Origin of the sequence: Marinobacterium iners DSM 11526 (genome assembly GCF_900107855.1) — a bacterium.
Lineage (GTDB): Bacteria > Pseudomonadota > Gammaproteobacteria > Pseudomonadales > Balneatricaceae > Marinobacterium > Marinobacterium iners.
Genome location: NZ_FNRJ01000005.1, coordinates 179,952 through 206,119, shown reverse-complemented (window position 1 = coordinate 206,119; position 26,168 = coordinate 179,952). Strand labels below are relative to the sequence as shown.

The following is a 26,168-nucleotide window of genomic DNA, read 5'->3' as shown; positions in this document are numbered from 1 at the left end:
GCGAACTTTACTGCTGCAGACCGGTTTTCGCAAATCCGCAACACGGCTGTTACGCAAGCCGCCGTATTCAAGGTCACCCCAGCCCGAATATTCGTACCAACACCGGCACCAGAAAAGCGGTCAGCAACCCGGTCATCCCCATCGCAAGCCCGGAAAAAGCACCGGCCAGCGTACTGAACTCAAAAGCATACGCCGTACCAAAACCATGAGCTGAAACCCCCAGGGTAAACCCCTTCACGGCATCATCCTCGATTTTGAGCAACCGAAAAAGCGGGGGCGCAACAATGCATCCGATGGCACCGGTAATCAGTACCAGACCCGCTGCCAACGAAGGATAACCACCAATTTTCTCGGCAATCCCGATGGCGATCGGTGAAGTCACGGATTTGGGTGCCAATGACAAAAGCATCCCTTCGGATGCGCCCAATGCCCAGGCCACAAGGATGGCCGATGCACTGGCGGTTACCGCGCCGCACAAACACGCAACCAGTAACGGCACCAACATTTTCTTGACCCGTTCAAAATGGTCATACAGCGGTACTGCGAGGGCGACTGTTGCTGGCCCCAGCAAAAAATGAATGAACTGGGCACCACTAAAATAGGTGTCATAGTCCGTTCCGGTCAGCTGGAGAAAAACAATGATCAGCGACAGTGCTACCAGCACGGGGTGTAGCAGAGGCGTGCCTCCCACCCTCCAATTAAGCCAACTACTGAACAGAAAAGTGGCAATGGTGACAATAATCCAGAACAGGGGCTTGGCGGCAAAATAGACCCAAAAGCTACTCATCGCCGTTCCTCCAATGCGGCCATATCCAGCTTACGAGTCAATCGTTTCAGTACCAGCGCCGTCACCAGTACCGTGACGACTGTACTGACTACCAGCGCCACCATAATAATCAGCCACTCAGCCGCAATCAGCTCGGCATGCACCATTAAACCAACACCAGCCGGAACAAACAGTAACGTCAGATGGCGCAACAAACCTTCGGATGGCTGCCGGATCAGGTCCGGCACTTGTCGCTTGATCACCAGCCCTACCAGCAGCAGTACCATGCCCATTACCGGCCCGGGTACCGGAAGCTCCAACGCCAACACCACCCACTCACCCAGCAGCTGACAAATCAGCAGCACCATCAACCCAATCAGCATATCCCCCCCTTTTTCACTGTTATCAGCGTTGAGGAGTGTACTTATTTTCTTAACAAAATACCTCTCGCCTATTGGCAATCAGGCACCGGCTCTCTATAATGCGCCCCGTTCCTGATTGAGGCGCTCCCACGCCATCCTCCAATCAGAACAATTACTTAGCTTCAGCTTTGTCGGGGTGTAGCTCAGCCTGGTAGAGCACTGTCTTCGGGAGGCAGGGGTCGTAGGTTCAAATCCTGTCACCCCGACCAATCTTCTTTCCCGCCTTTCATCATATTCAATACTGATCACTGCGTGAGACTCAGGTAGAATTTCGCCTTTCCCGTAATCTGTGGATATCTCACTCATGCTGGACAGGATATTTAAGCTCAAAGAGCATAACACCTCCATCAAGACTGAAGTCATTGCCGGAATCACCACCTTTCTGACAATGGCCTACATCATTTTTGTGAACCCCTCGATGCTGGCCAGTACCGGAATGGATGCAGGCGCCGTATTTGTCGCCACCTGCCTTGCAGCGGCCATCGGTTGTTTTGTGATGGGATTTTGGGCCAACTACCCAATCGCGCTTGCACCCGGCATGGGCCTGAATGCCTTTTTCAGCTTTACCGTTGTCGGACAGATGGGCTACAGCTGGGAAACCGCACTGGGTGCCGTATTCATTTCCGGCGTCTGCTTTTTCCTGCTGTCAGTTTTCCGCATTCGCGAGTGGATCATCAATAGCATCCCACTGGCACTGAAAGCAGGCATTGGCGCAGGCATCGGTCTGTTTCTGGGTTTTATCGGCCTCAAGAACGCAGGCATTGTGGTGGACAACCCCGCCACTCTGGTCACTATCGGAGACATGGGACAATGGGGTGCGATCATGGCCTGCATCGGTTTTGTTCTGATTGCTGCTCTGTATTACCGCCAGGTTACCGGGTCTGTCATGATCGGCATTCTCGCCATCACTCTGGTCAGCCTGATAGCAGGCCAGACAGAGTTCAACGGCGTATTTTCCGCCCCACCGTCCCTCGCCCCCACCCTTGGCCAACTGGACATAGCCGGCGCTCTCAGCATTGGCTTGGTCAGTGTTATCTTCTCATTCCTGTTTGTGGACCTGTTTGACACCTCGGGCACACTCATCGCGGTAGCTCAGAAAGGCAAGCTGCTGACGCCCGATGGCAAACTGCCACGCCTGGGCCGCGCCCTGATGGCAGACTCCACCGCTACCATGGCTGGTTCGGTCATGGGCACCTCAACGACCACCAGCTATGTCGAATCCGGCGCAGGCATCGCTGCCGGCGGGCGCACCGGCCTCACGGCTGTCGTTGTGGGCATCCTGTTTCTGGCCTGCCTGTTCATGTCACCGTTGGCAGGCACCATTCCGGCCTATGCCACTGCCCCTGCCCTTCTGTTCGTTGCCGTGCTGATGACTCACAGCCTGATCCAGATAAACTGGGATGACATCACCGAAGCCGCGCCCGTTGTCATCGCCGCCGTCAGCATGCCGCTGACATTTTCCATCACTACCGGTATCGCCTTTGGTCTGATCTCATACACCGCGATCAAAGCACTGAGTGGGCGCTTTGATCAGCTTAATCCGGCGCTTTGGATACTGTCCGCCCTGTTCATCGTTAAAATGGCGTTTTACGGCTAGAGGCACGCGAGTTTATCCCGGTCCTGCACCGCGCTATGGCACAACGAAAAAAGGGGTGAAGATCACTGGATCTTCACCCCTTTTTTATTGCCGTATTTCCAAGCCTTGCCGATTACAGCAGGTCAGAGCACCAGACGACGGATATCGCTCAGCAGCCCGTTTAGGTCGGTCAGGAAACGACCGGCATCACCACCGTTGATGGCACGGTGATCGTAGGACAGGCACAGTGGCAGCATCAGGCGCGGCTCGAACTCCTTGCCATTCCAGCGCGGCTTGATATCCGCCTTGGAGATACCAAGGATCGCCACCTCCGGCGCATTGACGATCGGCGTAAAACCATTGCCGCCGATACCGCCGAGACTGGAGATGGTGAAGCAGGCACCCTGCATTTCGTTCGGCTTCAGCTTGCGATCCTTGGCCTTGCCGGCCAGCTCGGTCGCTTCGCGTGCCAGATCGTAGACGCTCTTCTGATCTGCATCCTTGATCACCGGCACCATCAGACCGTTCGGTGTATCCACTGCGATACCGATATTGACGTACTTCTTGTAGACAATGTGCTCACCATCATGATGCAGCGATGCATTGAATTTCTGGTGACGCTTGAGCGCAATGGCACAGGCCTTGATCATGAACGGCAGTGGGGTCAGCTTGACGCCTTCCTTCGCAGCCGCGTCCTTCATTTCCTTTCGGAAAGCCTCAAGCTCAGTGATATCGGCATCATCAAACTGAGTCACGTGCGGAATATTCAGCCAGCAGCGCGACATGTTGTCACGGGTGATTTTGTCCACCTTGCTCAGCTTAACCATCTCGGTTTCACCGAACTTGCTGAAGTCCACCGCCGGAATGGCCGGAATACCACTGCCGCCGGTCACGGCAGCCGGACCTTTTTCGCTCAGCTGCTTCAACGCAGACTTCACATAGGCTTGAACATCTTCCTTCAGGATACGACCCTTACGGCCCGTACCGGAGACATTGGCCAGCTCGACGCCAAACTCACGCGCCAGTGCACGCACGGCCGGGCCAGCATGTACCTTGCGGTTCTTCTGCTCGAGCGCTCCAAGATCCACATTCTTATCCGCTGCCGGAGCAGCCGACTTGGCAGGTGCAGCAGCCGATGCAGACTTGGCAGCGGGCGCTGGTGCAGCCTTGGAAGTGTCAGCCTTGGGGGCAGCGGCAGGAGCACCCGCCACTTCCAGCTCAATGATCACATCACCTTCATTGACCTTATCGCCCTCACTGATACTGACAGTCTTGACCCTGCCACCTTTCGGAGCCGGCACTTCCATAGAAGCCTTGTCGGTTTCAAGTGTGATCAGGCTGTCACCTTCCGCGATCTCGTCACCGGCTTTGACCAGCACTTCGATCACGTCTACATCGCTGGCACCGGACAGGTCCGGAACGGTCACTTGTTCCACACCACCGGATGCAACTGCAGGCGCAGATTCAGCTGCAGACTCAGAAGTAGACGGTGTCACCGATGCATCAGCAGCCGGAGTGTCACTTTGGCCAGATCCGGACGCGCCGCCACTGACTTCAAGCTCGAGCAGCAGGTCGCCTTCATTAACCTGATCGCCTTCATTAATCTTCATGGAAACAACCTTACCACCCATCGGGGCTGGCACTTCCATTGAAGCCTTATCGGTTTCCAGAGTAATCAGACTATCGCCTTCAGCGATTTCATCGCCGGCCTTGACCAGCACTTCGATCACATCCACATCAGATGCGCCGGAGAGATCCGGTACCAGCACCTGCTCAATGCGGCTGCCGGAATCAGACGTGGGCGCCGCCTGTTTGGTCGCTTCGGGCTCAGATGCCGGCGCCGACTCTTCCGCCTTCGTCGCTGCAGACTCACCAGACGCCGCTGGCTCAGAGCCGCCCTCCGCGTCCGTTTCCAGCTCCAGAATCACGTCACCCTCGTTACAGGTGCTGCCTTCTGAAACAACAATTTTCTTCACCACACCCGCGTGGGTGGAGGGGACTTCCATGGAGGCCTTATCAGTCTCCAGCACGATCAGAGAATCACCCTCGGCGATGGTGTCGCCCTCTTTGACACATACTTCGATGATGTCGACGTTTTCGCTACCGCCGATATCAGGCACTTTAATAGTAGTGGTAGTCACAATAATTCCTCTCGCTTAACCAGTCAGATGTTCACTCGCCTGCCACTTACAGTGTCCAGGGCGCCGGCTTTTCCGGGTTGATGTTGAACTTCTGAATGGCCTTGGCGACAACCGAAGCCTCCAGCTTGCCCTCTTCCTGCAGTGCTTTCAGGGCTGCAACCGTGACGTAGTAGCGGTTAACTTCAAAGAATTCACGCAGCTTGCCACGGGTATCCGAGCGACCAAAGCCGTCAGTACCCAGCACCTTGTAGCGGCGCGGGATGTACTCACGCAACTGGTCCGCATACAGGCGAATGTAGTCGGTGGATGCAATCACCGGGCCTTCACGCCCTTCCAGACACTCTTCCACATAGGACTTGCACACATCCTCTTCAGGGTGCAGAAGATTCCAGCGACTGACTGCCTGCGCATCGCGGCGCAGCTCATTGATGGAGGTCGTGCTCCATACATCCGCCTCAACACCGAACTCGTCGCGCAGAATATTTGCCGCCTCGCGCACTTCGCGCAGAATCGAACCACAGCCCATCAGCTGCACCTTGAGATCGGAATCCTTGCCCTCTTCCAGCAGGTACATGCCCTTGATGATGCCTTCTTCGGCACCCTGCGGCATTTCCGGATGCTGGTAGTTCTCGTTCAGCGTGGTGATGTAGTAGAACCGGTTTTCCTGTTCCTGATACATGCGACGCAGGCCATCCTGCACGATCACGGCCATCTCGTAGCCATAGGTCGGGTCGTAGGAGACACAGTTCGGGATCATTTGCGCCATTAGATGGCTATGACCATCCTGGTGCTGAAGACCTTCGCCGTTCAGGGTTGTACGCCCGGATGTGGCACCGATCAGGAAGCCACGCGCCTGAGAGTCACCTGCTGCCCAGGCCAGGTCCATAATGCGCTGGAAGCCGAACATGGAGTAGAAAATGTAGAACGGCACCATGGTGCAGTTGTTGTTGGCATATGAGGTGGCCGCCGCAATCCAGGCCGACATGGCGCCTGCCTCGTTAATCCCTTCCTGCAGGATCTGGCCGCTCTTGGACTCCTTGTAGTACATGATCTGGTCGGAGTCGTGCGGAACGTAACGCTGACCTTCAGAAGAGTATATGCCCAACTGACGGAACATGCCTTCCATACCGAAGGTGCGCGCTTCGTCCGGTACAATCGGAACCACACGCTGCCCCATGCTCTTGTCCTTGACCAGGGTGCTGAGTACACGGTTCAGCGCCATCTGAGTCGAAAGGGTTCGCTCTCCGCTGGATTTAAGCTGCCCGGAAAAGGCATCAAGCCCGGGAATTTCCAGCTGTTCAAACTCGGTACGACGTGCCGGATAGAAACCGCCAAGCTGCTTGCGGCGCTCCAGCATGTACTTCATTTCAGGCGAGTCCGGCGACGGACGGTAATACGGCACTTCCTTCAGCTGATCATCAGACAGCGGAATGTTGAAGTTATCACGGAACGCCTTGAGATCGTCCAGTGCCACCTTCTTCAGTGAGTGGGTATCATTCTTGGCCTGGCCGGACTGGCCTGTGCCGTAACCCTTGACGGTCTGAGCCAGAATAACGGTAGGCTGGCCCTTGTTGTTCATCGCCTCATGGTAGGCTGCGTACACCTTGTAGGGGTCGTGGCCACCACGGTTCAGCTTCATGATCTCGTCATCGGACATGTCCTTCACCAGCTCAAGCAGCTCCGGGTACTTGCCGAAGAAATGCTCGCGAGTGTAGGCACCGCCGTTGGCCTTGTAGTTCTGCAGCTCACCGTCGCAGACTTCATTCATGCGTTTGGTCAGCAGACCAGTGGTGTCGCGTTCAAACAGCGGATCCCAGTGACGACCCCACAGGACCTTGATCACGTTCCAGCCTGCGCCCTTGAATACGCCTTCAAGCTCCTGCACGATCTTGCCGTTGCCGCGTACCGGGCCGTCCAGACGCTGCAGGTTGCAGTTGATCACGAATACCAGGTTTTCCAGCTGCTCGCGCCCTGCCAGTGAAATGGCCCCCAGTGTTTCCGGCTCATCACACTCACCATCACCCAGGAATGCCCACACCTTGCGGTTACCGCGCTTGACCAGATCCCGCGCAGACAGGTAACGCATCACGTGCGCCTGGTAGATCGCCTGAATCGGGCCGAGACCCATGGAAACGGTCGGGAACTGCCAGAAGTTCGGCATCAACCAGGGGTGCGGATAGGAGGACAGACCATTGCCATCCACTTCACGGCGGAAGTTGTCCAGCTGCTCTTCTGTCAGACGACCTTCAAGGTAAGCACGCGCATAAATACCCGGTGAGATGTGCCCCTGGAAGAACACCATGTCGGATTCGCGATCGCCTTCAGGGCCATGAAAAAAGTAGTTAAAACCGATATCGTAGAGTGTTGCAGAGGAGGAGAAGCTGGAGATATGACCGCCGAGTGCGTCTTCATTGTCATTGGCACGCATGACCATTGCCATTGCGTTCCAGCGAATGAAGGAACGAATGCGTCGTTCCATGAACAGATCACCCGGCATGCGCACTTCATCGCGAGGTGAGATGGTGTTTACGTATGGGGTGTTAAGCGTGGTGGCATCCTGCACACCGAGCGCTGCAGCCCTGGAACCGAGTTCGCGCATGAGGTAACGCGCACGTTCGTCACCGTCGTTTTTGGCGACGGATTCGAGAGCATCCATCCATTCCTGGGTTTCGATTGGATCGATATCTTCAATCATGTCTCGCACTTTGCCTTCTCCGATCACTTGTAAGCGTGGATGTGCCAAGACTGGCCTGATACTGGCATGGATTACACGCCGGAGCACCCCGGGCCGTCCCGGTTGTTATGATTTTGTGTGTAGTAATACTACAATTACTCCCAAGCACTGTCCAGATAGCGCATTTTCCTAGGCATTAACCCGTATTTCGAGCGGGCCTGATGTAGTATTTTGACAATGTCAAGTTGCATCCTCATGACTCAGGTTAGCGCGTCTGAGCGCTCTTTCCAGTCGAGTCTGTTCTCTGCCTCGCTCAAGCAACACCTCTTCCACATATGCCAGATGGTCATGGGCAGCCTGACGTGCCGTTTCAGGATCACCCGCCAAAATCGCCTGCAGCAGCAGATAGTGCTGGTCATGGATTCGTCCGCGCATATCATGTTTGGGATAAATCTGCTCAAGGTTGTCCCAAATGTGCTGACGCAGCAGGGTAAACAGGGCACGCATCATGTGCAGCAGCACCACGTTATGGGTCGCGGCGGCAATCGCCAGATGAAACTCGACATCAGCGGCCACTTCTCGGTCGAAAGATTTCTGCTCATGGAACTGTTGCAACTCATCAAAACGAGCCTGAATTTCCAGTTTGTCTGCAGCCGTGGAACGAAGCGCCGCATAGTAGGCACTGACACCTTCCAGTGCATGGCGAAACTCCAGCAGATCATATTGTGACTCGGGATGGGTTCGGAACAGTTCCAGCAGAGGATCCGACAAACTGCCGCCAATCTCTTCCGACACAAAAGTGCCACCACCCTGACGACTGTTCAGTAGCCCACGCGCAGCCAGTTTCTGCATCGCCTCGCGCAACGAAGGACGAGAAACATCAAACTGTTTGGCCAGCTCTCGTTCCGGTGGCAGGCGCTGCCCCGGCTTGAGCGTACCCTCCAGAATCATCGTTTCAAGCTGTTGCATGATGACATCTGAAATTTTTGGCTGTTTGACTCGCTGATACGACATGACGCGTGGTTAACCCAGTGGATAAGTTTAAGCTTCAACATAAATTGGCTTGACCAATTATTCAAGCATCTGTTTTTTCATATTGCCTGTTTAATGAGCAATTGACAGCCAAACAGGATCACAATAAAGTCTGAAAAATAAATATGGATAATTGGTCTTACCAGTTTTAGGTACTTAAACATGCAGGCTCGCTATCAGGCAATTCTCGACCAGCTCAAAACCTTTATTCCGAAGCAGCGGCTGATCAGCGATCCACTGCGAACCCTGGCTTATGGTACGGATGCCAGTTTCTATCGCCTGACTCCACAGCTGGTTGTGCGCGTGGAAAATGAGCAGGAAGTCATCAAGCTAATCAGCCTGGCCAACGCGCACGCCTTGCCTCTCACTTTCAGGGCAGCCGGTACAAGTCTGTCAGGCCAGGCCGTAACCGATTCCATACTGGTCCAGCTGGGGGATGGGTGGAATGGCCACAAAATCAACGCCGATGCCAGTGAAATACGCCTGCAACCCGGTGTCATTGGTGCCCATGCCAACCGTTATCTGGCACCTTTTCAGCGCAAGATCGGACCAGACCCCGCCTCCATCAACGCCGCCAAAATTGGCGGCATTGCCGCCAACAATGCCAGTGGCATGTGTTGTGGTACGGCGCAGAACAGTTATCGCACGCTCGCCAGCATGCGTATGATTCTGTCCGATGGCAGCGTTCTTGACACTGGCAACCCGGAGTCTGTCGAGCAGTTCCGGCAACAGCACCGCTGCATGCTCAACGCGCTTGGATCACTGGCAGAGCTGACTCGCTCAAATACATCCTTGCGCCAGAAAATCGAACACAAATATCGGCTCAAGAACACTACCGGCTATTCGCTCAACGCACTGATCGACTTTGGTGACCCGATCGATATTCTTCAGCACTTGATGATTGGATCCGAGGGGACGCTGGGCTTCATTTCCGAGATCACCTACAAAACCGTACCCGAACATCCCTGCAAGGCCTCCGCCCTGGTGTTTTTCAATGATGTACGCACCACATGCGAGGCTGTCGCACTGCTCAAGGCAACACCAGTCGCCGCCGTCGAGCTGATGGATCGCGCCGGCCTGCGCTCGGTCGAAAACAAGCCCGGCATGCCGGACTTCATGCGCGAACTGCCCGATGATGCCGCGGCACTGTTGATTGAAACCCGCGCAAAAACCGCTGCAGTACTGCAGCAGCAAATTGATGTTATCTGCGCCAGCCTGATCCATCTTGAAACCCTGAGACCGGTTGAGTTCAGCACAGATCCGGACGAATGTGCGCGTTACTGGGCGATCCGCAAGGGCCTTTTCCCTGCCGTTGGCGCCGTGCGTGAAACCGGCACTACCGTCATCATTGAGGATGTCGCTTTCCCGGTTGAGCGCCTCGCGGATGCCGTTGCCGATCTGCACCGGCTGTTCCAGCGCTGGGAGTACCCCGAAGCCCTGATTTTTGGCCATGCATTGGAAGGCAACCTTCACTTTGTGTTCACACAATCGTTTGACACTCAGGAGGCTCTGATAAGGTATGAAGGGCTGATGGACGATGTCGCCAAGCTGGTGGTCGAAGTTTATGGTGGTTCACTCAAGGCAGAGCATGGCACCGGGCGCAACATGGCTCCCTATGTCGAACTGGAGTGGGGCACCGACGCATATGAACTGATGTGGGAACTCAAACAACTTCTTGATCCAACCGGCATTCTCAACCCCGGCGTCATTCTCAACCGCGATCAGCAGGTACATCTGAAAAACCTTAAACCCCTGCCCGCCGCCAACCCGCTGGTAGACAAGTGCATTGAGTGCGGTTTTTGTGAGCCGGTTTGCCCCTCGCGAGACCTGACTCTGACACCGCGCCAGCGTATCGCGGTCTGGCGCGAGATTCAGCGGCTTGAGCGCAGCGGCGATGATGCAGAGCGCCTGCGTCAGTTGAAAAAGGACTACGACTATCAGGGCGATACAACCTGTGCCGCCTGTGGTCTGTGTTCAACCAGCTGTCCTGTCGGTATCAATACCGGTGACCTGACCCGTGAAATCCGTCACTTTCACAATGAGTCCCATGAAAACACTGCCGCCTGGATTGCCAGCCACTATGGAGGCGCCATGCGTCTTAGCAAGGCCGCTTTCCGCATCGCCGATACTACACACCGGTTGATCGGCACATCAGCCATGAGCGGCCTGACGCGTGGTCTGCGCAAGATCAGTGGTAACCGGGTACAGCAATGGACCCCAGCCATGCCGACCGCGGCTCCCGCTCTCTCCGCTACCCGCGGTAACCACAGCACCGGTGCCACAGGGCAGGTCGTTTACCTGCCCAGCTGCGCCAGCCGTACCATGGGGCCCATGCGCGGGGCGGCAGACAAATCCTCGCTGGCAGACAAAACAATCACACTGCTGGAAAAAGCCGGCTTTGAGGTCATTCTGCCGACTCAATCTGACGGGCTCTGCTGCGGCATGCCCTTTCAATCCAAGGGCATGTTTGAGGCAGCTGAACAAAAGCGCAACGAGCTCAATCGTGTCTTGATGAACTTGACCCGCCAAGGCACCATTCCAGTGTATTCAGACACTAGCCCCTGCTCTTTGCGACTGCAGGAAGGACTCGATCCGGCTCTGCAGTTATTTGACAGCATTGAGTTCTTGGACCGTTTCGTACTGCCGCAGCTGATTATTGATCCGATAGAAGGTCCCGTTGCTCTGCATGTCACCTGCAGCACCACAAGGATGGGACTGGCAGAGCCCCTTAAACGCATTCTATCTGCCTGTTGCCGCAACCTGGTGATTCCCGAGCAGATAACCTGTTGTGGCTTTGCGGGTGACAAGGGTTTTACCACACCTGAATTGAATGCTTCGGCACTGCGCACACTGAAAGACTCTGTCGCCCACTGCAGTGAAGGCTATTCCACAAGTCGCACCTGTGAGATTGGCCTCAGCCACCACAGTGGTATTGAATACCGTTCTCCGGTGTACCTGATTGATCAGTGTTCAAGGCCAAGACAACCCTGATTACCGCCTCTGCATCGATCATGGCAAATCCTGTACACTGTGCGGTTCGATAGGACCGCCCTACCGGTCGCTGGTATCTGCAGGATTAAGGAAAGGATATGGAAAGCACGGTTTACACACTGCTGGAACGGATCTTTCAGACCGTATTCCCGCTGGTTGCCATCGTCAGCGTGGGCTATTTCTATGCCCGCTGGCGCAACACTGACATGTCGATCGCCAACCGGATCAACATCGATGTATTTTGCCCCGCACTGATCTTTTCGGTCATGTCTGCAAAATCCTTCGATTTGCCAACCTACTCCATGCTGGCCATTGGGGCCGCTGTGGTTGTACTGGGATCGGGGTTATTGCTGCTGCCTGTTTGCCGCCTAATGGGCGTCAAAGGCAAGACGTTTCTCCCCCCCATGATGTTCAACAACAGCGGCAACCTTGGCATACCACTGCTGGTACTCGCGTTTGGCGAGCAAGCATTGCCAGCCGCTGTTGTACTTTTTCTGGTGGAAAACCTGCTTCACTTCACGGTGGGCACCTACATGCTGGACCATCGTACCAACCCTCTGAACGTGCTGCGCATGCCAATGATCATCGCCACCATTGCCGGATTACTGGTCAGCAGCTTCAATGTTACGCTGCCCACAACCGCACAGGTCCCTATTGATATGCTGGGTCAGATCGCGATCCCACTGATGCTGTTTGCACTTGGCGTACGGATGACCAGCGTGGACTTTACCCACTGGAGAGTTGGGGTGTGGGGGGCCATACTCGCTCCACTGAGCGGCATCGCGGTAGCGCTTATGTTATACCCGATACTAAATCTGCCCACCGAATATTTTGCCTATCTGCTGATCTTCGGCGCCTTGCCGCCGGCAGTACTGAATTACATGATCGCAGAACGCTACAATCAGGAGCCACATCTGGTTGCATCGATTGTACTGATCGGCAATATCGGAAGCCTTGTCACCATTCCGGTGGTGCTCGCATTCGTACTTTAGAACGGGCAGCGGCAGGCGGTTTTGCCTGCCTCAGAGTATGGATCAGGGAGTGATGGCAAGGGGTCAGCGGGGTTCGATGATAATCTGAGTGCGATTTTTCTCGATCGTGGCAGCGCCGATGCCCTTTACGTCAGTCAATTGATCGACACTGACGAAAGGACCATTGGCTTCACGATACGCAACAATTGCTTCAGCCTTTGCAGGCCCAACACCATTAAGGGAAGTTGCAATTTCAGCGGCTGTAGCCGTATTGATATCAATCGGTTCAGCGGCCATGGACAGGGGTGAGAACAGTAGCGCACCGGCGAGAGCGGCGGCAGACAGCAGGCGTTTGATCATGACTTTCTCCTTGTCATATGGAAGCCAGTCACTCCCTGACCGGCTCTAATACTCTAAGTCCATCACACTGTAATTTACAACCCTTACAGACCATCCATTGATCCGGATCAGGATTGGAATATCAGCCCAGCGCTGCCAAAACCTCTTCACGAATCTCGGCAGCAACGGTTGAGGGTGCTTCCGCCTGGGTGATCGGGCGACCAACCACCAGGTAATCACTGCCAGCAATAATCGCCTGTGCCGGGGTCATGATCCGACGCTGATCTCCCTGCTCGGCTGAAGCGGGACGTATTCCAGGTGTCACCAGCGCAAAATCGCCTGTGACAGCCGCCCGAATTGCAGTAACTTCCTGTGCTGAGCACACAACACCGTCCAAACCACTGCTGTGCGTCAGCCTGGCCAATCGCACCACCTGTTCCAGCGGGTCGATATCCAGACCGACCTCGGCCAGATCACCCCGCTCCATACTGGTCAGAACGGTCACTGCGATCAGCAGGGTACTGGCCTCATTGACCTTGTCCAGCGCCTCGCGCGAGGCCTCCATCATGCGCCGGCCACCGGAAGCATGCACATTGACCATCCACACGCCCAGTTCGGCTGCCGCCTGCACGGCACGTGCCGTTGTATTGGGGATATCGTGAAACTTCAGATCCAGGAACACATCAAAGCCAAGCTTCTGCAAGGCCTCTACGATGGATGGACCACAGCGCGTGAACAGTTCCTTGCCTACCTTGACGCGGCATAGTGCCGGATCAAGCTGTTGCGCCATCTGCAGGGCAGCCACCCGATCGGGATAATCAAGGGCCACGATGATTCTGTTGGTATCGAGGGTCATGCTCTTCTCTCTTATTCGCCTTCCAGTCCCTGGATCGGCCGAGTGCTACTCCACTGCTTGCAGGAGGGACACTGCCAATGCAGCGTACGACCGGCAAAACCGCAGTGGTTACATTGATAAACGGGCTTGCTTTGCTCCAGCTGGCCAGTCAGGCCGCGCAACACTGTCAGGCTTTGACGTGCGCTGCTGGAACCATACTCAATATGCATGTCGATCAGGCGGTTAAAGCCCTTTATCGAGGGACGTTTCTTCAGCTCTTCTGTCAGAAAGACACCAGCCGCAAACACGTCCTTCTGGCTGCGAATGCGATCGGCCAGCGCAATGATTACACTGGCAGAGGGTGCTTTGCTGAGACAGGCACGCAGATAGCCTTCAAACTCTGCCAGCGAACCCAGCTCACTGTAGCAGCGCTGTAACAGCGGTATTGTTTCGGAGACCAGCAACACATCCTGTTCAAGTACCTGCTTGAGACTCTTGATCGCATGTCGCCAGCGCCCGGCCTCGATTTGAAGTTTCGCTCGTATAAGACTGGCTCTGGCACAATTCGGGTCATACAACAGGGCCTGACGCAGGAAGCGTTCGGCTTCGGCATCACCCTGCCGTGACAGGCGCTGAGCCAACTCACAGCAATAATGCGCAAGCTCATGCCTGATTTCGCGCAACTCCTGAGTCTGCAACTGGCTGGCGGTATCCAGTGCCTGCCGCCACTCACCCTCTTTTTCGTAAAGCTTGATCAAAAGCGTTTGCGCCTTGCGCTTCATCTCTTGACCGCCAGCCTGACGAATAATATCCGACAACAGGTTTTCAGCCCGATCGAGCAGGCCGATGGCATCATAATCGCGCGCCAGAGCCATCTGGATACGCAAAAAGTCCTGCTGACTCAGGTCAGGCCGCGCAAGCAGCTTTTGATGAATGCCGATCGCACGTTCAACATCGCCCTTGCGTCGAAACAGCTTCGCCAGAGTGAGGTGTGCCGGAATGGTATCGGAGTTGATTTCAAGGGCACGGATGAAGCTCTCGATCGCCTCATCGGTTTTTTCGCTGATCAGGTAATCGAGGCCGATGAAGTACTCGCGACTCAGATTAACCTTGCGTTCCTGCTCAAGCTGCGCCGAACGGTTTTGGGATCGCCCCAACCACCAGCCTGCTCCCACTGCCAGAAACAGGGGAACAATAAGCAGATAATCCGCACTCATTTCAGGTACTGTCTTTCAGGCCAGCCGTGCGCAACTGGTCCAGCTCCTTGCGAAAGGCAACCACCTTGCGTTGAGAAGAGTGGAGCCTCGTTTTAAGGGACAGAATGGTCAAAATGCTCAGCACAATGCCGCACAGAGCGCCAAGAACAAAAGTCGCAATCAACCAGAGTGACAGACTTGCCTGCGGCAGCTGAAAGAACACCAGATCAATGGTGACCTGATCTGTGTTGTGAATGGTGAACAGAATACCGACACCGATAACGATCAGCCCCAGCACTATGGTAATCAGGTTTTTAAGCCAGTTCACTCGTAATTCCTCTGCGTTGTACCGCCCCGGTACAAGAGATCAATAGCCGGTCTTGAGTCCTTCATTGACCTGATCTCTCAGTTCCTTGCCAGGCTTGAAGTGGGGAACGTGCTTGGCCGGCAAGGGTACCGCTTCGCCGGTTTTCGGGTTCCGCCCCATTCTCGGTGCCCGATAGTGTAACGAGAAGCTGCCAAAACCGCGAATCTCAATGCGCTCACCGGTAGAGAGTGCATCGGTCATGTGATCCAGCATGGTTTTCACTGCCAGCTCCACATCTTTCACAGACAGCTCAGGATGCGCGTCTATCAAGCGCTCGATCAACTCAGACTTGGTCATAACACCTCCGGTTGAGACCAGGTTCCGCACCCGGCCCCGGGTGCGGAGTCGAACTTGAGCCGTTGGCTCAGGAGTCCTGTTTTTTCATCTGTTCCTTGATCAGGTCACCGATGGTCTTCGGACCTGCGTCCTCAACCGGCTGCTCCTGAACGGACTTCATCGCCTGACGGGTCTGCTCCTGTTCCAACTGACGCACCGACAGGTTAAGTGTTCGGTTACGGCGATCGACACTCTGAACTGCCGCTTCGAGCTGATCACCTGATTTAAGCTCAGTAGTCAGATCAGCGATGTGGTCATGCGAAAGCTCCGCGACCTTGAGCACACCTTCAACACCCTCGGCAAGCTCTACCAAAGCCTGGCGCAGCGTTACCTCACGAATAGTACCCCTGACACGGCTGCCCTTCGGATGCTGATCGGCATACTCTGTGAAGGGATCGGAATCGAGCTGCTTGATACCCAGCGCAACTCGCTCACGCTCCGGATCAATCGACAGCACAACGGCTTCGACCTCATCCCCTTTGTTGTACGCCTTCATCGCTTCTTCGCCCGGCAGGTCCCATGACAGGTCGGAGAGATGGACCAGACCGTCAATGCCGCCATCAAGCCCGATAAAGACACCAAAATCGGTAATGGAGCGCACCCGCCCCTTGAGCCGGTCACCCTTGGCAAACAGACTGGAAAAGGCTTCCCAGGGGTTCGGCTGGCACTGTTTCATACCCAGTGATATACGCCGGCGCTGCTGATCGATATCGAGGATCATGACTTCGATCTCTTCCCCTACCTGAACTGCCTTGGAGGGATGGATATTCTTGTTGGTCCAGTCCATTTCGGATACATGCACCAAACCTTCAACGCCGGTACTGATTTCCGCAAAGCAACCGTAATCGGTCAAGTTGGTAACCCGCGCCTTGACCTTGCTGCCAACGGTATATTCCTTGGTCAGCTGATTCCAGGGATCTTCCTGCAGCTGCTTCAGACCCAGAGAAACGCGCTTGCGCTCAGGATCGTATTTCAGCACCTTCACATCGATTTCATCACCGACGTTAAGTACTTCGCTCGGGTGCTTGACTCGCTTCCAGGCAATATCAGTAATATGGAGCAGGCCGTCGATACCACCCAGATCGATAAAGGCACCGTAGTCGGTAAGGTTCTTGACGATCCCTTTGACCACCAGGCCTTCTTCCATTTTTTCCAGCAGTTTTTCACGTTCCTTGCTGTAGACCTCCTCCAGCACGGCACGGCGAGATACCACCAGATTGTTGCTGCGCTGATCCAGCTTGACGATGCGGAACTCCAGTTCCTGACCTTCAAGGTGAGAGGTATCACGCAGCGGACGAATATCTACCAGAGAACCTGGCAGGAAGGCATTGAGGCCATTGACCTCGACCGTGAGGCCACCACGCACCCGACCCACGATATGACCATGCACACTTTCGCCTGCCTCGTAGGCCTGCTCCAGCACTCCCCAGGATTCGGCACGCTTGGCACGCTCACGCGAGAGGACAGTCGAGCCAAAGCCATCTTCCAGTGCTTCGAGGGCAACACGTACCTCGTCACCCACCTTCAGATCGACTTCTCCCTTGTCATTACGGAACTGTTCCAGAGGGATAACCCCCTCGGACTTAAGTCCGGCATTGACGATCACAAAGTCATTCTCAATCGCCACAACAGTGCCGGTTACAATGGAACCCGGCGCCATATCCAGCTCTTTCAGACTCTCTTCGAACAGCTCCGCAAAACTTTCGCTCATTACTGATCCTTCCCAGGTTTCGGCTACATCAACGTAGGCCTCTGTGTCTTGCCTCATCCAATACGGCTTGTAACACCTCTTTAATGCTCATCAAGGTGGAATCCAGTATCACCGCATCCGGCGCCGGCTTAAGGGGCGCAACTGCACGATTCATGTCGCGTGCATCACGCGCCTTTATATCGTTCAATATATCACCAAGGCTAGCACCGGGTTCCTTGCTAATCAACTGCTTATAACGTCGTTGTGCACGCTCTTCGGCACTGGCATCAAGGTATATTTTCAAACCGGCCTGGGGGAACACCACCGTGCCCATATCACGACCGTCAGCCACCAGTCCCGGCGCGAGCGCAAAATCACGCTGACGGCTCAACAAAGCCTCACGCACGGGTCCCAGCGCCGCCACTACCGAAGCATCCTCTCCTACCCGCTCGTTACGGATGGCATGAGTCACTTCTTCGCCTTCAAGGATAATCTGAGTATCCCCCCCATCTGTCGCCTTGAAACGCACATCAAGGTGAGCCGCCAGTACTTCCAGCGCCTCTACATCATCCAGCTCAACCCCATGGTGACGGGCAGCCAAAGCGGTTACGCGATACAGCGCACCACTGTCCAGCAGGTGCCAGCCCAACTCGCGTGCCAGCAACTGACAGACTGTTCCCTTGCCCGACCCACTAGGGCCATCCACCGTAATGACGGCGGCCTGTTTTTCCTGGCTGGACATCAGCCCTCCTCCTTATGCACATTCAGACCCAGTCTTTGCATCAACTCGATCAGATCGGGGCATGCTGCCAACAAACAGCCGCCTCCGCCAATTTTGAGTGTATTTTCGCCGCAGAGCCCAGCCGCCAGCGCCGCCATGGCAACTCGGATCTGCCCATTCAACATGATCTCACCACCCTCGATGCACCCACCGGTTACTTCGATTCGGTCATTATCCAGCTCTAGCCGCACACCCAATTGCTGTAACAGCTGCGCTGTTTGCGCCACCGGATCTTCCTCCTTGCGACGCAACCCATCCAGCCCGGTAAATCGGCTGTGTCCCACTGCACAGGCTGCAGCCACCAACAACAGAGGTACCTCGTCGCTGGCCGTGGCAAGATCTGACAGATCCACTGTCACTGCAGACAGTGGCCGCCCCGCCTTGACATGAATATCGGCTACCGGTTCCCCTGCCTGGAGGTGCTGCTCAGACAGTGTAATGACAGCCCCCATGCGCTCAAGCACGCGCAGCGCACCCGCTCGACTGGGATTAATACCCACCCCTTTGAGCAGCAGGTCAGCCCCAGGGCTGAGACTGGCTACCAGCATGAACAGTGTCGCCCAGGACAGGTCGCGCGGAACTTCGATAGGTGCAGCTCGCAGCGATTGAGCAGGTTTAAGGCAGACCTCCCCGGCGTCACTGCTCATATCAACTCCAAGCGCTGACAGCATCCGTTCGGTGTGATCACGTGTCGCCACCGGCTCAACCACTCGGGTTTCACCTTCCGCCCACAACCCTGCCAGCAGCAGCGCTGATTTAACCTGAGCACTGGGCATCGGCAGGGTATAGCGAACACCCCGCAACCTGCGCCCCCCTTTTATTTTCAGTGGCGGGCAGCCGCCAATACCGGTTTCAATATCCGCCCCCATCAGGCGCAGCGGCTCCGCCACACGTGACATATTGCGTTGACTCAGGGACTCGTCACCGAACAGCTCGGTATCGAACGGCTGAGCGACCAGCACACCCGCCAAAAGACGCATCGAGGTAGCCGAGTGACCCAGGTAGAGCGGCCCAGGTGGCGGTTTAAGCCCATGCAGGCCAACTCCGTAGATTCTGACCCTGCCCTGATGCGGACCTTCAATGACTACGCCCATATCACGCATTGCCTGCAACGTCGCCAGGCTGTCTTCACTTTCGAGAAAACCACTGATATCCGTTACGCCATCGGCTATGGCCGCAAGAATAATCGCCCTGTGTGAAACCGACTTATCGCCCGGCAATACCAGTTCACCTACTGGTGCAGCATCACTGCTGACACGCAAGCTTACTCCAGCCGCATGATCATTCGATGAATAGGCTGACCCTGTCAGTAATCGGGTAAAGTGATCTCGAGCCGCCTTGGCTCGCGTGAAGATTCCCAGCATCGTCTGGCTATCGCCAGTGTCAATGGCACTGCGCAGACGAGTCAGACCGGTGGTATAACGATCAATCTGCGCCAGCACCGCACTTCGATTGGCAACACAGATGTCATGCCACATGGTTGGGTCGCTGGCAGCAATGCGCGTGAAGTCACGAAAGCCGCCTGCGGCATAACGGAAAATATCCAGATTTTCCTCTTCACGCGCCAATGTATCGACCAACGAAAATGCCAGCAGGTGCGGCAAGTGGCTTGTTGCGGCCAGCACTTCATCATGCCGCTCAACTTCCATCTGCAACACTTCGGCACCTACCGCCTGCCACAGGCGTGCCAACTCAAGCGTGGCATTTGGATCGGTCTCGGGCAGCGGTGTTAGAATCACCTTATGTCGCTCGAACAGGTCAGCATCGGCAGCACGCACACCGCTTTTCTCGGCACCGGCAATGGGGTGCCCAGGAATAAAGGTCGGTGGCAATTGCCCGAACAGACGACGTGCGGCTGCTACCAGGCTTCCCTTGGTGCTGCCGACATCCGTCACCAGTGTGCGCAAACGCAGCCAGGGACGAATCTGTTCAAGCACACTTTCCATCGCCTTGACCGGAACGGCCAGGACGATCAGATCAACCGCTGACACTTCCGCTTCAAGGTCAGTGGCAACACGATCAATCACACCCAGCTCGAGACCCAGCCGGCACTCCTCCTCACTGCGATCGGCACCCACGATTTCACGAACACAGGAACGAATCTTCAGTGCCTTGGCAAAAGAGCCACCTATCAGCCCCAAGCCAATGATCAGCACTCTGTCGAGCTGGTATTGCGACTTACCCGAGTAGTTCAGCACGCCAGCACCTGTTTGAGTGCCCGCAGGAACCGGTCATTTTCATTTGTCAGACCGATACTGATACGCAGATGCTGAGGCATCCGGTATCCGCCCAATGGCCGCACGATCACGCCTTCATGCAGCAGTGCCTGAAACAGGGGCTGGGCCGGGCGTGCCATATCGACAGTGATGAAGTTCCCGAATGAGGGGATATAACCGACTCCAAGCTGTTTCAGCCCCTGCTCGAGCTGAGCCATTCCCCTGCGATTAAGCTCGACACTGCGAGCCAGGTAATCACCGTCATCCAGAACAGCCTCAGCAGCCGCAAGCGCGAGATGGGATACATTGAACGGTTGCCGTACACGGTTAAGCAGATCGGTAATCACTGTACTGGCGGCAGCAAAACCGACGCGCAGGCCGGCAAGCCCCCAGGCCTTGGAAAATGTGCGGGTTACCACCAGATTCGGGAACTGAGGCAGTAACTCCAGCCCATCCGGAAAGTCTCCAGCCTCAACATATTCCGTATAGGCTTCATCCAGCACGACAATGACATGCTCCGGCACCGCTGCCAGAAATGCTGTCAGCTCGTCACGCATCAAGGCGGTGCCGGTTGGGTTATTCGGGTTGGCAATGAAGATCAGGCGGGTATTTTCTGTAATGGCTTCAGCCATCGCCTGAAGATTGTGACCATAATCACGAGCAGGCGTGATGACCGCTTTGGCACTACAGGCCTGAGTCACAATGTGGTACACCGCAAAGGCGTATTCGGAGAAGATAACTTCATCTCCGGGTTGAAGAAAGGCACGCGCGATCAGCTCAAGCACGTCGTTGGAGCCGTTACCCAGCGTCAGCTGTTCTGGCATCAATCCATAATATTGATGCAGCGCTTCCTTGAGACGAAAGCCATTACTGTCTGGGTAACGGGTAGCTTCGGCCAATGCTTTCTGTACAGCTTCAATCGCATACGCACTGGGTCCCAGCGGATTCTCATTGCTGGCAAGCTTGATGATATCGTGTATCCCCAGCTCACGCTCCAGCTCCTCAACCGGCTTGCCTGCTTCGTAGGGGTGCAACCCCTGTACTCCAGGTGTCGCCAGTGCCATAAAATCACATGACATCCCTTGGCATCCTTATACTGTATGAACTCAGAGCACCGCTTTCGGGTAGGATCCGAGAAATTTTACCTCGATATCGAGACCACCCAGTTCCGTCAGCAATTCGATAACTGCGGGATCTTCACGATGACCTTCGAAATCAATATAGAACAGCATTTTCCAGTCGTGCTCACCGCTGCTGCGTGTTTCCAGACGCGTCAGACTGATATTGCGTCGGTGAAAAGGCGACAAAAGATCATGCAGCACGCCAGGCTCATCACGGCAGATAAGCAACAGTGAGGTTTTGTCATCACCGCTGGGACCAACCGCTTCACGACCAACGACCAGAAAACGAGGGCAACGATCAGTTGCCTGCGCTGCCGCTTCGGGAGCCAGCTCCACTTCACCGCATATATACAGGCCGAAGCGGCGAAACAGATCCAGCGTATGCCGGATCAAACCGGCATCCTCACTCTCGATGGGGACAACTGCATAGTGAGCACTGCCCTGCTCCACTTCACTGAACACCTGCTCCAGGCTTGGCAACGCCTGACAACGAACAGCCTGCCCGAAATGCTTCTGCGCTGCCTGCTGCGTAAAGGTGCCTTCAGGACCGAGGAACACCGCACGCATCGGCTGCTCAAGCGCAAGGCAGACCGACATGATCTCGCGAAACAGGCGTGCAACGGCCTGATCGGGCAACGGCCCCTCGTTGCGGGCCATTACGGCTCTCAACACCTGCGCTTCACGTTCAGGTCGGTAAAATACCGGTGTCTCGCCCCCTTCGCGGTAGCGCTCCTTCACTTCAGCCACGCCCTGTGCCAGCCGAGCGCGATCATTCAGCAGCTGGTGGATCTGACGATCCACCGTATCGATGCGATCACGCAACACCCGCAGTTTCGCTTCCTGCGCATCTGCCGCACCCTTGTCAGTCGCCTTCATACTCAGGCCTGCTCTTTTTCGAACCGCTGCATGAAGTCGATCAACGCATCCACCGCCGCTTCTGGTACCGCGTTATAGATGCTCGCCCGCATGCCACCAACAGAGCGATGCCCCTGAAGATTGAGCATTCCTTCTGCTTCTGCCAGTTCAAGGAAACGTTTTTCCAAAGTGGCATCGGCCAGCGTAAACGGCACATTCATGATGGAGCGGTTGTTGATCGCCACCGGATTGCCGTAGAAATCGCTGGCATCAATGGCCGCATAGAGCTTAGCGGCCTTGCGGCGGTTCAGTTCGGCCATCGCCTCTACACCACCCTGGCGTTTGAGCCACTGGAACACCAGCCCGGCCAGATACCAGCCAAAGGTCGGTGGCGTGTTGTTCATGGAGTCGGCGTCAGCGTGGATCTTGTAGTCGTACATGCTTGGCGTACCCGCCAGCGTCTGGCCGATCAAATCTTCACGCACGATCACTACCGTCAGACCAGCAGGACCAATATTCTTCTGTGCGCCGGCGTAGATCAGGCCAAAGCGGCTGACATCCACAGGGACAGACAGAATATCGGAAGACATATCGGCCACCAGTGGCACATCGCCGCTATCGGGAATGTAGTCAAACTCGACACCACCAATGGTTTCGTTGGTGGTGTAATGCAGATAGGCCGCCCCAGGCGTCAGCTGCAGTTCTGACTGCGCCGGCACCGAGGTGTAGTTATTGCCTGCGGTGCTGGCAGCCACATTTATCTGTGCATAGCGCCGGGCTTCCTTGACCGCCTTGCCGGACCAGATGCCGGTGTCGATATAGTCCGCGCAGCTCGCACCACGCAGCAGGTTCATCGGCACCATGGCAAACTGGGCCGTTGCACCACCCTGCAGGAACAGCACCTTGTAGTTGACCGGGATGCCCATCAGGTCTCGCAGATCCTGCTCGGCCTGGGCCGCAACGCCAACATACTCGTCACTGCGATGGCTCATCTCCATAATGGAGAGCCCCTGACCGTGCCAGTCCAGCAGCTCAGCCTGTGCCTGTTGCAGAACCTCTTCCGGCAGGGCCCCAGGCCCTGCACTGAAATTGTATTTACGTGTCATTTCAGTTTTGAATTCCAGTTAGATAAAGGGAATCAGGCATCACTGCCAGTATCATCAGCCTGAGCATCATCGGCAGCCTCTTCCGGCACCTCGGTGCGTACTTCGGCACTGTCTTCTGCCGTTTCAAGATCCTCTTCGTCAGGCTCTTCAATACGCGCAATCCCCACCAGCGCCTCTTCTTCAGCCAGGCGGATCAGCATCACGCCCTGGGTGTTGCGGCCCAGACTTGAGATTTCACTGCTGCGCGTCCGTACCAGGGTACCGCGGTTGCTGATCAGCATCACATCGTCGCCTTCGAACACCTGTACCGCACCGGCCAGCTGGCCATTTCGCTCGGTACACTGCATGGCGATCACACCCTGACCACCACGACCGCGCAGCGGGAACTCGTCCACACGGGTCTTCTTGCCGTAGCCGTGCTCGGAGGCGGTCAGCACTTCGCCTCCTGCCTGCGGCACCATCAGGGCGATGACCTGTACATCGTCATCCATGCGCACACCGCGAACACCGCGTGCCGTGCGGCCCATGGCGCGAACATCATTCTCGTTGAAACGGATCGCCTTGCCGGCACTGGTCACCAGCATGACATCATCCTGACCACTGGTCAGGGATGCGCCGATCAGGCGGTCACCTTCCACAATATCCAGTGCAATCAAACCGGTACTGCGCGGACGCGAGAAGGCATCCAGCGGTGTCTTTTTCACGGTACCGTTGGCAGTTGCCATGAAAATGAATCGGTCAGGATCAAACGCCTGCACAGGCAGAATGGTGCTGATCCACTCGTTTTCGGCCAGTGGCAGAATGTTGACCACCGGACGACCACGGGAGGCACGACTGGCCGGAGGAATTTCGTAAACCTTAAGCCAGTACACCTTGCCCATGTTGGTGAAACAGAGAATGGTGTCATGGGTATTGGCAATCAGCAGGTGCTCAATGAAGTCTTCATCTTTCATTGCCGTCGCTGATTTGCCCTTGCCACCACGGCGCTGAGCCTGATAATCGGTCAGAGGCTGAGTTTTGGCGTAGCCGGCATGAGAGATCGTCACCACCATATCCTCTTCGGTGATCAGATCCGCCACGGTCAGATCCTGCATGGAGGCCTGAATCTCGGTACGGCGCTCATCGGCATACTCTGCCACCAGCGTTTCCAGCTCTTCGCGGATCACTTCCATCAGGCGCTCATAAGAGCCCAGGATATGCAGCAACTCGGCGATCTTATCCAGCAGCTCACGGTATTCAGCGATCAGCTTCTCGTGCTCAAGGCCGGTCAGGCGGTGCAAACGCAGGTCGAGGATTGCCTGGGCCTGAACCGGTGACAGGTAATAACGACCGTCGAGCATGCCATACTGGGGCTCCAGATCTTCAGGCCGGCAAGCGGTTTCACCTGCACGTTCCAGCATGTCGGTCACATTACCCGGCACCCAAGCGGTTGCGATCAGACGTTCTTTCGCTTCGGCAGGCGAAGGAGACTGCTTGATCAGTTCGATGACCGGATCGATATTGGCCAGCGCAATCGCCAGGCCTTCCAGTACATGCCCACGCTCGCGTGCCTTGCGCAGTTCAAAGATGGTACGGCGGGTCACCACTTCACGGCGGTGGCGCACGAAGCATTGAAGAATTGTTTTAAGATCCAGAATCTTCGGCTGACCATCAACCAGCGCCACCATGTTGATCCCGAATACGCTTTGCAGCTGGGTCTGGGCAAACAGGTTGTTGATGATCACTTCGGGCACTTCGCCACGGCGAAGCTCGATCACGATGCGCATGCCATCCTTGTCGGATTCGTCACGCAGTTCGCTGATTCCCTCTATTTTCTTCTCTTTGACCAGCTCGGCAATCTTCTCGATCAGACGCGCCTTGTTCAGCTGATACGGGATCTCGGTGATCACCAGCATCGGCCGGCCATTTTTGGGATGGTCTTCGATATGGTGGCGCGCACGCACATAGATGCGGCCACGACCGGTACGATAGGCCTGCAGGATGCCGGCTCGACCATTGATAATGCCACCGGTGGGGAAATCAGGCCCCGGAATGAACTCCATCAGCTCATCGATACTGATATCCGGGTTATTGATCAACTCCAGGCAGCCCTTGACGATTTCGCCCAGGTTATGCGGCGGGATATTGGTCGCCATACCCACAGCAATACCGGACGAGCCGTTCACCAGCAAATTGGGAACCCGCGTCGGCAGCACGGCCGGGATACGCTCCGTACCGTCATAATTGTCGACGAAATCAACGGTTTCCTTTTCCAGATCGGCCAACAGCTCGTGGGAGATCTTGGCCATTCGGATTTCGGTATAACGCATGGCCGCAGCCGAGTCGCCATCGACTGAACCAAAGTTGCCCTGACCATCTACCAGCATGTAACGCATGGAGAAGTTCTGCGCCATACGCACGATAGTGTCGTATACCGCACTGTCACCATGAGGGTGGTACTTACCGATTACATCACCCACCACACGGGCAGACTTTTTGTAAGGCTTGTTCCAGTCATTGTTCAGTTCGTTCATGGCGAAGAGTACACGCCGATGAACCGGTTTAAGGCCGTCACGCACATCCGGCAGAGCACGCCCGACGATGACGCTCATGGCATAATCGAGATAGGACTGTTTCAGCTCATCTTCGATGTTGACTGGCAGAACTTCTTTGGCTAAATCACCCATTCGCTCAGCTTTCCTTGATCCGGTACCTGGGCACACCCTGATGGCGCGCTTTCAAACCGCGGGAGTATACCACAGCTGAGCGGATTT

General features: G+C 55.7%; 20 protein-coding genes and 1 tRNA gene. 4 read left to right on the top strand and 17 right to left on the bottom strand.

The window, feature by feature from the left end; all coding sequences use genetic code 11:
* Positions 1-73: 73 nt before the first annotated feature.
* Complete coding sequence (locus BLV48_RS08015) at positions 74-787, bottom strand: LrgB family protein (protein WP_091825645.1); 714 nt, start codon at positions 785-787, stop codon at positions 74-76.
* Positions 784-1,149: a CidA/LrgA family protein gene (locus BLV48_RS08010; RefSeq protein ID WP_091825642.1), complete on the bottom strand. Its 366-nt coding sequence runs from the start codon at positions 1,147-1,149 to the stop codon at positions 784-786. Before BLV48_RS08010 ends, BLV48_RS08015 begins: the two co-directional genes overlap by 4 nt.
* 171 nt (positions 1,150-1,320) lie before the next feature.
* Between BLV48_RS08010 and BLV48_RS08005 the strand changes: the two genes are divergently transcribed.
* Positions 1,321-1,397, top strand: a tRNA-Pro gene (locus tag BLV48_RS08005).
* 95 nt (positions 1,398-1,492) lie between these two features.
* The gene (locus tag BLV48_RS08000) at positions 1,493-2,785 is read left to right on the top strand and encodes an NCS2 family permease (RefSeq protein ID WP_091825639.1); all 1,293 of its coding nucleotides are present in this window, start codon (positions 1,493-1,495) and stop codon (positions 2,783-2,785) included.
* 122 nt (positions 2,786-2,907) lie between these two features.
* Here the strand turns inward: BLV48_RS08000 and aceF are convergent, their stop codons facing one another.
* The 3 genes from aceF to pdhR form a co-directional block, all read right to left on the bottom strand.
* Positions 2,908-4,905 (bottom strand): dihydrolipoyllysine-residue acetyltransferase, encoded by a 1,998-nt coding sequence (aceF, locus tag BLV48_RS07995; RefSeq protein WP_091825637.1) that lies wholly within the window; start codon positions 4,903-4,905, stop codon positions 2,908-2,910.
* Positions 4,906-4,951: 46 nt separating this feature from the next.
* Positions 4,952-7,600, bottom strand: a complete 2,649-nt coding sequence (gene aceE, locus BLV48_RS07990) for a pyruvate dehydrogenase (acetyl-transferring), homodimeric type (protein ID WP_091825634.1) — start codon at positions 7,598-7,600, stop codon at positions 4,952-4,954.
* 219 nt (positions 7,601-7,819) lie between these two features.
* Positions 7,820-8,593: a pyruvate dehydrogenase complex transcriptional repressor PdhR gene (gene pdhR / locus BLV48_RS07985; protein WP_091825631.1), complete on the bottom strand. Its 774-nt coding sequence runs from the start codon at positions 8,591-8,593 to the stop codon at positions 7,820-7,822.
* 180 nt (positions 8,594-8,773) lie between these two features.
* Here pdhR and BLV48_RS07980 point away from each other — a divergent pair, with 180 nt between their 5' ends.
* Positions 8,774-11,602, top strand: a complete 2,829-nt coding sequence (locus BLV48_RS07980; RefSeq protein WP_091825628.1) for an FAD-binding and (Fe-S)-binding domain-containing protein — start codon at positions 8,774-8,776, stop codon at positions 11,600-11,602.
* A 98-nt stretch (positions 11,603-11,700) separates the two neighbouring features.
* A complete protein-coding gene (locus BLV48_RS07975) occupies positions 11,701-12,594 on the top strand; it encodes an AEC family transporter (protein ID WP_091825625.1) in 894 nt (297 codons plus the stop codon).
* A 63-nt stretch (positions 12,595-12,657) separates the two neighbouring features.
* On the opposite strand, the gene BLV48_RS07970 is transcribed toward BLV48_RS07975, so the two are convergent.
* From BLV48_RS07970 to gyrA, 12 genes are all read right to left on the bottom strand, one after another.
* Positions 12,658-12,933 carry a ComEA family DNA-binding protein gene (locus BLV48_RS07970; RefSeq protein ID WP_091825622.1) on the bottom strand — a complete coding sequence of 92 codons (276 nt, stop codon included), beginning with the start codon at positions 12,931-12,933 and terminating at the stop codon, positions 12,658-12,660.
* 121 nt (positions 12,934-13,054) lie between these two features.
* Positions 13,055-13,768, bottom strand: coding sequence for an orotidine-5'-phosphate decarboxylase (gene pyrF / locus BLV48_RS07965; protein WP_091825619.1), 714 nt, complete (start codon positions 13,766-13,768; stop codon positions 13,055-13,057).
* Between the two features lie 11 nt (positions 13,769-13,779).
* Complete coding sequence (gene lapB, locus BLV48_RS07960; protein WP_091825616.1) at positions 13,780-14,964, bottom strand: lipopolysaccharide assembly protein LapB; 1,185 nt, start codon at positions 14,962-14,964, stop codon at positions 13,780-13,782.
* 1 nt (position 14,965) lies between these two features.
* Positions 14,966-15,271, bottom strand: coding sequence for a LapA family protein (locus BLV48_RS07955; RefSeq protein ID WP_091825613.1), 306 nt, complete (start codon positions 15,269-15,271; stop codon positions 14,966-14,968).
* A gap of 39 nt (positions 15,272-15,310) precedes the next feature.
* Positions 15,311-15,607 carry an integration host factor subunit beta gene (locus tag BLV48_RS07950; RefSeq protein WP_091825610.1) on the bottom strand — a complete coding sequence of 99 codons (297 nt, stop codon included), beginning with the start codon at positions 15,605-15,607 and terminating at the stop codon, positions 15,311-15,313.
* 67 nt (positions 15,608-15,674) lie between these two features.
* On the bottom strand, positions 15,675-17,357 hold the full coding sequence (gene rpsA / locus BLV48_RS07945) for a 30S ribosomal protein S1 (protein WP_091825608.1): 1,683 nt from the start codon (positions 17,355-17,357) through the stop codon (positions 15,675-15,677).
* Between the two features lie 28 nt (positions 17,358-17,385).
* Positions 17,386-18,078 carry a (d)CMP kinase gene (cmk, locus tag BLV48_RS07940; protein WP_091825605.1) on the bottom strand — a complete coding sequence of 231 codons (693 nt, stop codon included), beginning with the start codon at positions 18,076-18,078 and terminating at the stop codon, positions 17,386-17,388.
* Positions 18,078-20,315, bottom strand: a complete 2,238-nt coding sequence (locus BLV48_RS07935) for a bifunctional prephenate dehydrogenase/3-phosphoshikimate 1-carboxyvinyltransferase (RefSeq protein ID WP_091825602.1) — start codon at positions 20,313-20,315, stop codon at positions 18,078-18,080. The genes cmk and BLV48_RS07935 overlap by 1 nt, the downstream gene beginning before the upstream one ends.
* On the bottom strand, positions 20,309-21,412 hold the full coding sequence (gene hisC / locus BLV48_RS07930) for a histidinol-phosphate transaminase (protein WP_091825599.1): 1,104 nt from the start codon (positions 21,410-21,412) through the stop codon (positions 20,309-20,311). The genes BLV48_RS07935 and hisC overlap by 7 nt, the downstream gene beginning before the upstream one ends.
* A gap of 27 nt (positions 21,413-21,439) precedes the next feature.
* Positions 21,440-22,330: a chorismate mutase gene (gene pheA / locus BLV48_RS07925; RefSeq protein ID WP_091825597.1), complete on the bottom strand. Its 891-nt coding sequence runs from the start codon at positions 22,328-22,330 to the stop codon at positions 21,440-21,442.
* Between the two features lie 2 nt (positions 22,331-22,332).
* Positions 22,333-23,415 carry a 3-phosphoserine/phosphohydroxythreonine transaminase gene (gene serC / locus BLV48_RS07920; RefSeq protein WP_091825595.1) on the bottom strand — a complete coding sequence of 361 codons (1,083 nt, stop codon included), beginning with the start codon at positions 23,413-23,415 and terminating at the stop codon, positions 22,333-22,335.
* Between the two features lie 32 nt (positions 23,416-23,447).
* Complete coding sequence (gene gyrA / locus BLV48_RS07915) at positions 23,448-26,081, bottom strand: DNA gyrase subunit A (RefSeq protein WP_091825592.1); 2,634 nt, start codon at positions 26,079-26,081, stop codon at positions 23,448-23,450.
* Positions 26,082-26,168: the final 87 nt, after the last annotated feature.

Excerpts from the sequence above, each read along its gene's own strand:
- lapB (WP_091825616.1), bottom strand. The coding sequence starts at position 14,964 with ATGAGTGCGGATTATCTGCTTATTGTTCCCCTGTTTCTGGCAGTGGGA.
- hisC (WP_091825599.1), bottom strand. The coding sequence starts at position 21,412 with ATGTCATGTGATTTTATGGCACTGGCGACACCTGGAGTACAGGGGTTG.
- aceE (WP_091825634.1), bottom strand. The coding sequence starts at position 7,600 with ATGATTGAAGATATCGATCCAATCGAAACCCAGGAATGGATGGATGCT.
- rpsA (WP_091825608.1), bottom strand. The coding sequence starts at position 17,357 with ATGAGCGAAAGTTTTGCGGAGCTGTTCGAAGAGAGTCTGAAAGAGCTG.
- serC (WP_091825595.1), bottom strand. The coding sequence starts at position 23,415 with ATGACACGTAAATACAATTTCAGTGCAGGGCCTGGGGCCCTGCCGGAA.
- BLV48_RS07980 (WP_091825628.1), top strand. The coding sequence starts at position 8,774 with ATGCAGGCTCGCTATCAGGCAATTCTCGACCAGCTCAAAACCTTTATT.
- BLV48_RS08015 (WP_091825645.1), bottom strand. The coding sequence starts at position 787 with ATGAGTAGCTTTTGGGTCTATTTTGCCGCCAAGCCCCTGTTCTGGATT.
- BLV48_RS08010 (WP_091825642.1), bottom strand. The coding sequence starts at position 1,149 with ATGCTGATTGGGTTGATGGTGCTGCTGATTTGTCAGCTGCTGGGTGAG.
- BLV48_RS08000 (WP_091825639.1), top strand. The coding sequence starts at position 1,493 with ATGCTGGACAGGATATTTAAGCTCAAAGAGCATAACACCTCCATCAAG.
- BLV48_RS07975 (WP_091825625.1), top strand. The coding sequence starts at position 11,701 with ATGGAAAGCACGGTTTACACACTGCTGGAACGGATCTTTCAGACCGTA.
- pheA (WP_091825597.1), bottom strand. The coding sequence starts at position 22,330 with ATGAAGGCGACTGACAAGGGTGCGGCAGATGCGCAGGAAGCGAAACTG.
- pyrF (WP_091825619.1), bottom strand. The coding sequence starts at position 13,768 with ATGACCCTCGATACCAACAGAATCATCGTGGCCCTTGATTATCCCGAT.
- pdhR (WP_091825631.1), bottom strand. The coding sequence starts at position 8,593 with ATGTCGTATCAGCGAGTCAAACAGCCAAAAATTTCAGATGTCATCATG.
- BLV48_RS07950 (WP_091825610.1), bottom strand. The coding sequence starts at position 15,607 with ATGACCAAGTCTGAGTTGATCGAGCGCTTGATAGACGCGCATCCTGAG.
- cmk (WP_091825605.1), bottom strand. The coding sequence starts at position 18,078 with ATGTCCAGCCAGGAAAAACAGGCCGCCGTCATTACGGTGGATGGCCCT.
- gyrA (WP_091825592.1), bottom strand. The coding sequence starts at position 26,081 with ATGGGTGATTTAGCCAAAGAAGTTCTGCCAGTCAACATCGAAGATGAG.
- BLV48_RS07970 (WP_091825622.1), bottom strand. The coding sequence starts at position 12,933 with ATGATCAAACGCCTGCTGTCTGCCGCCGCTCTCGCCGGTGCGCTACTG.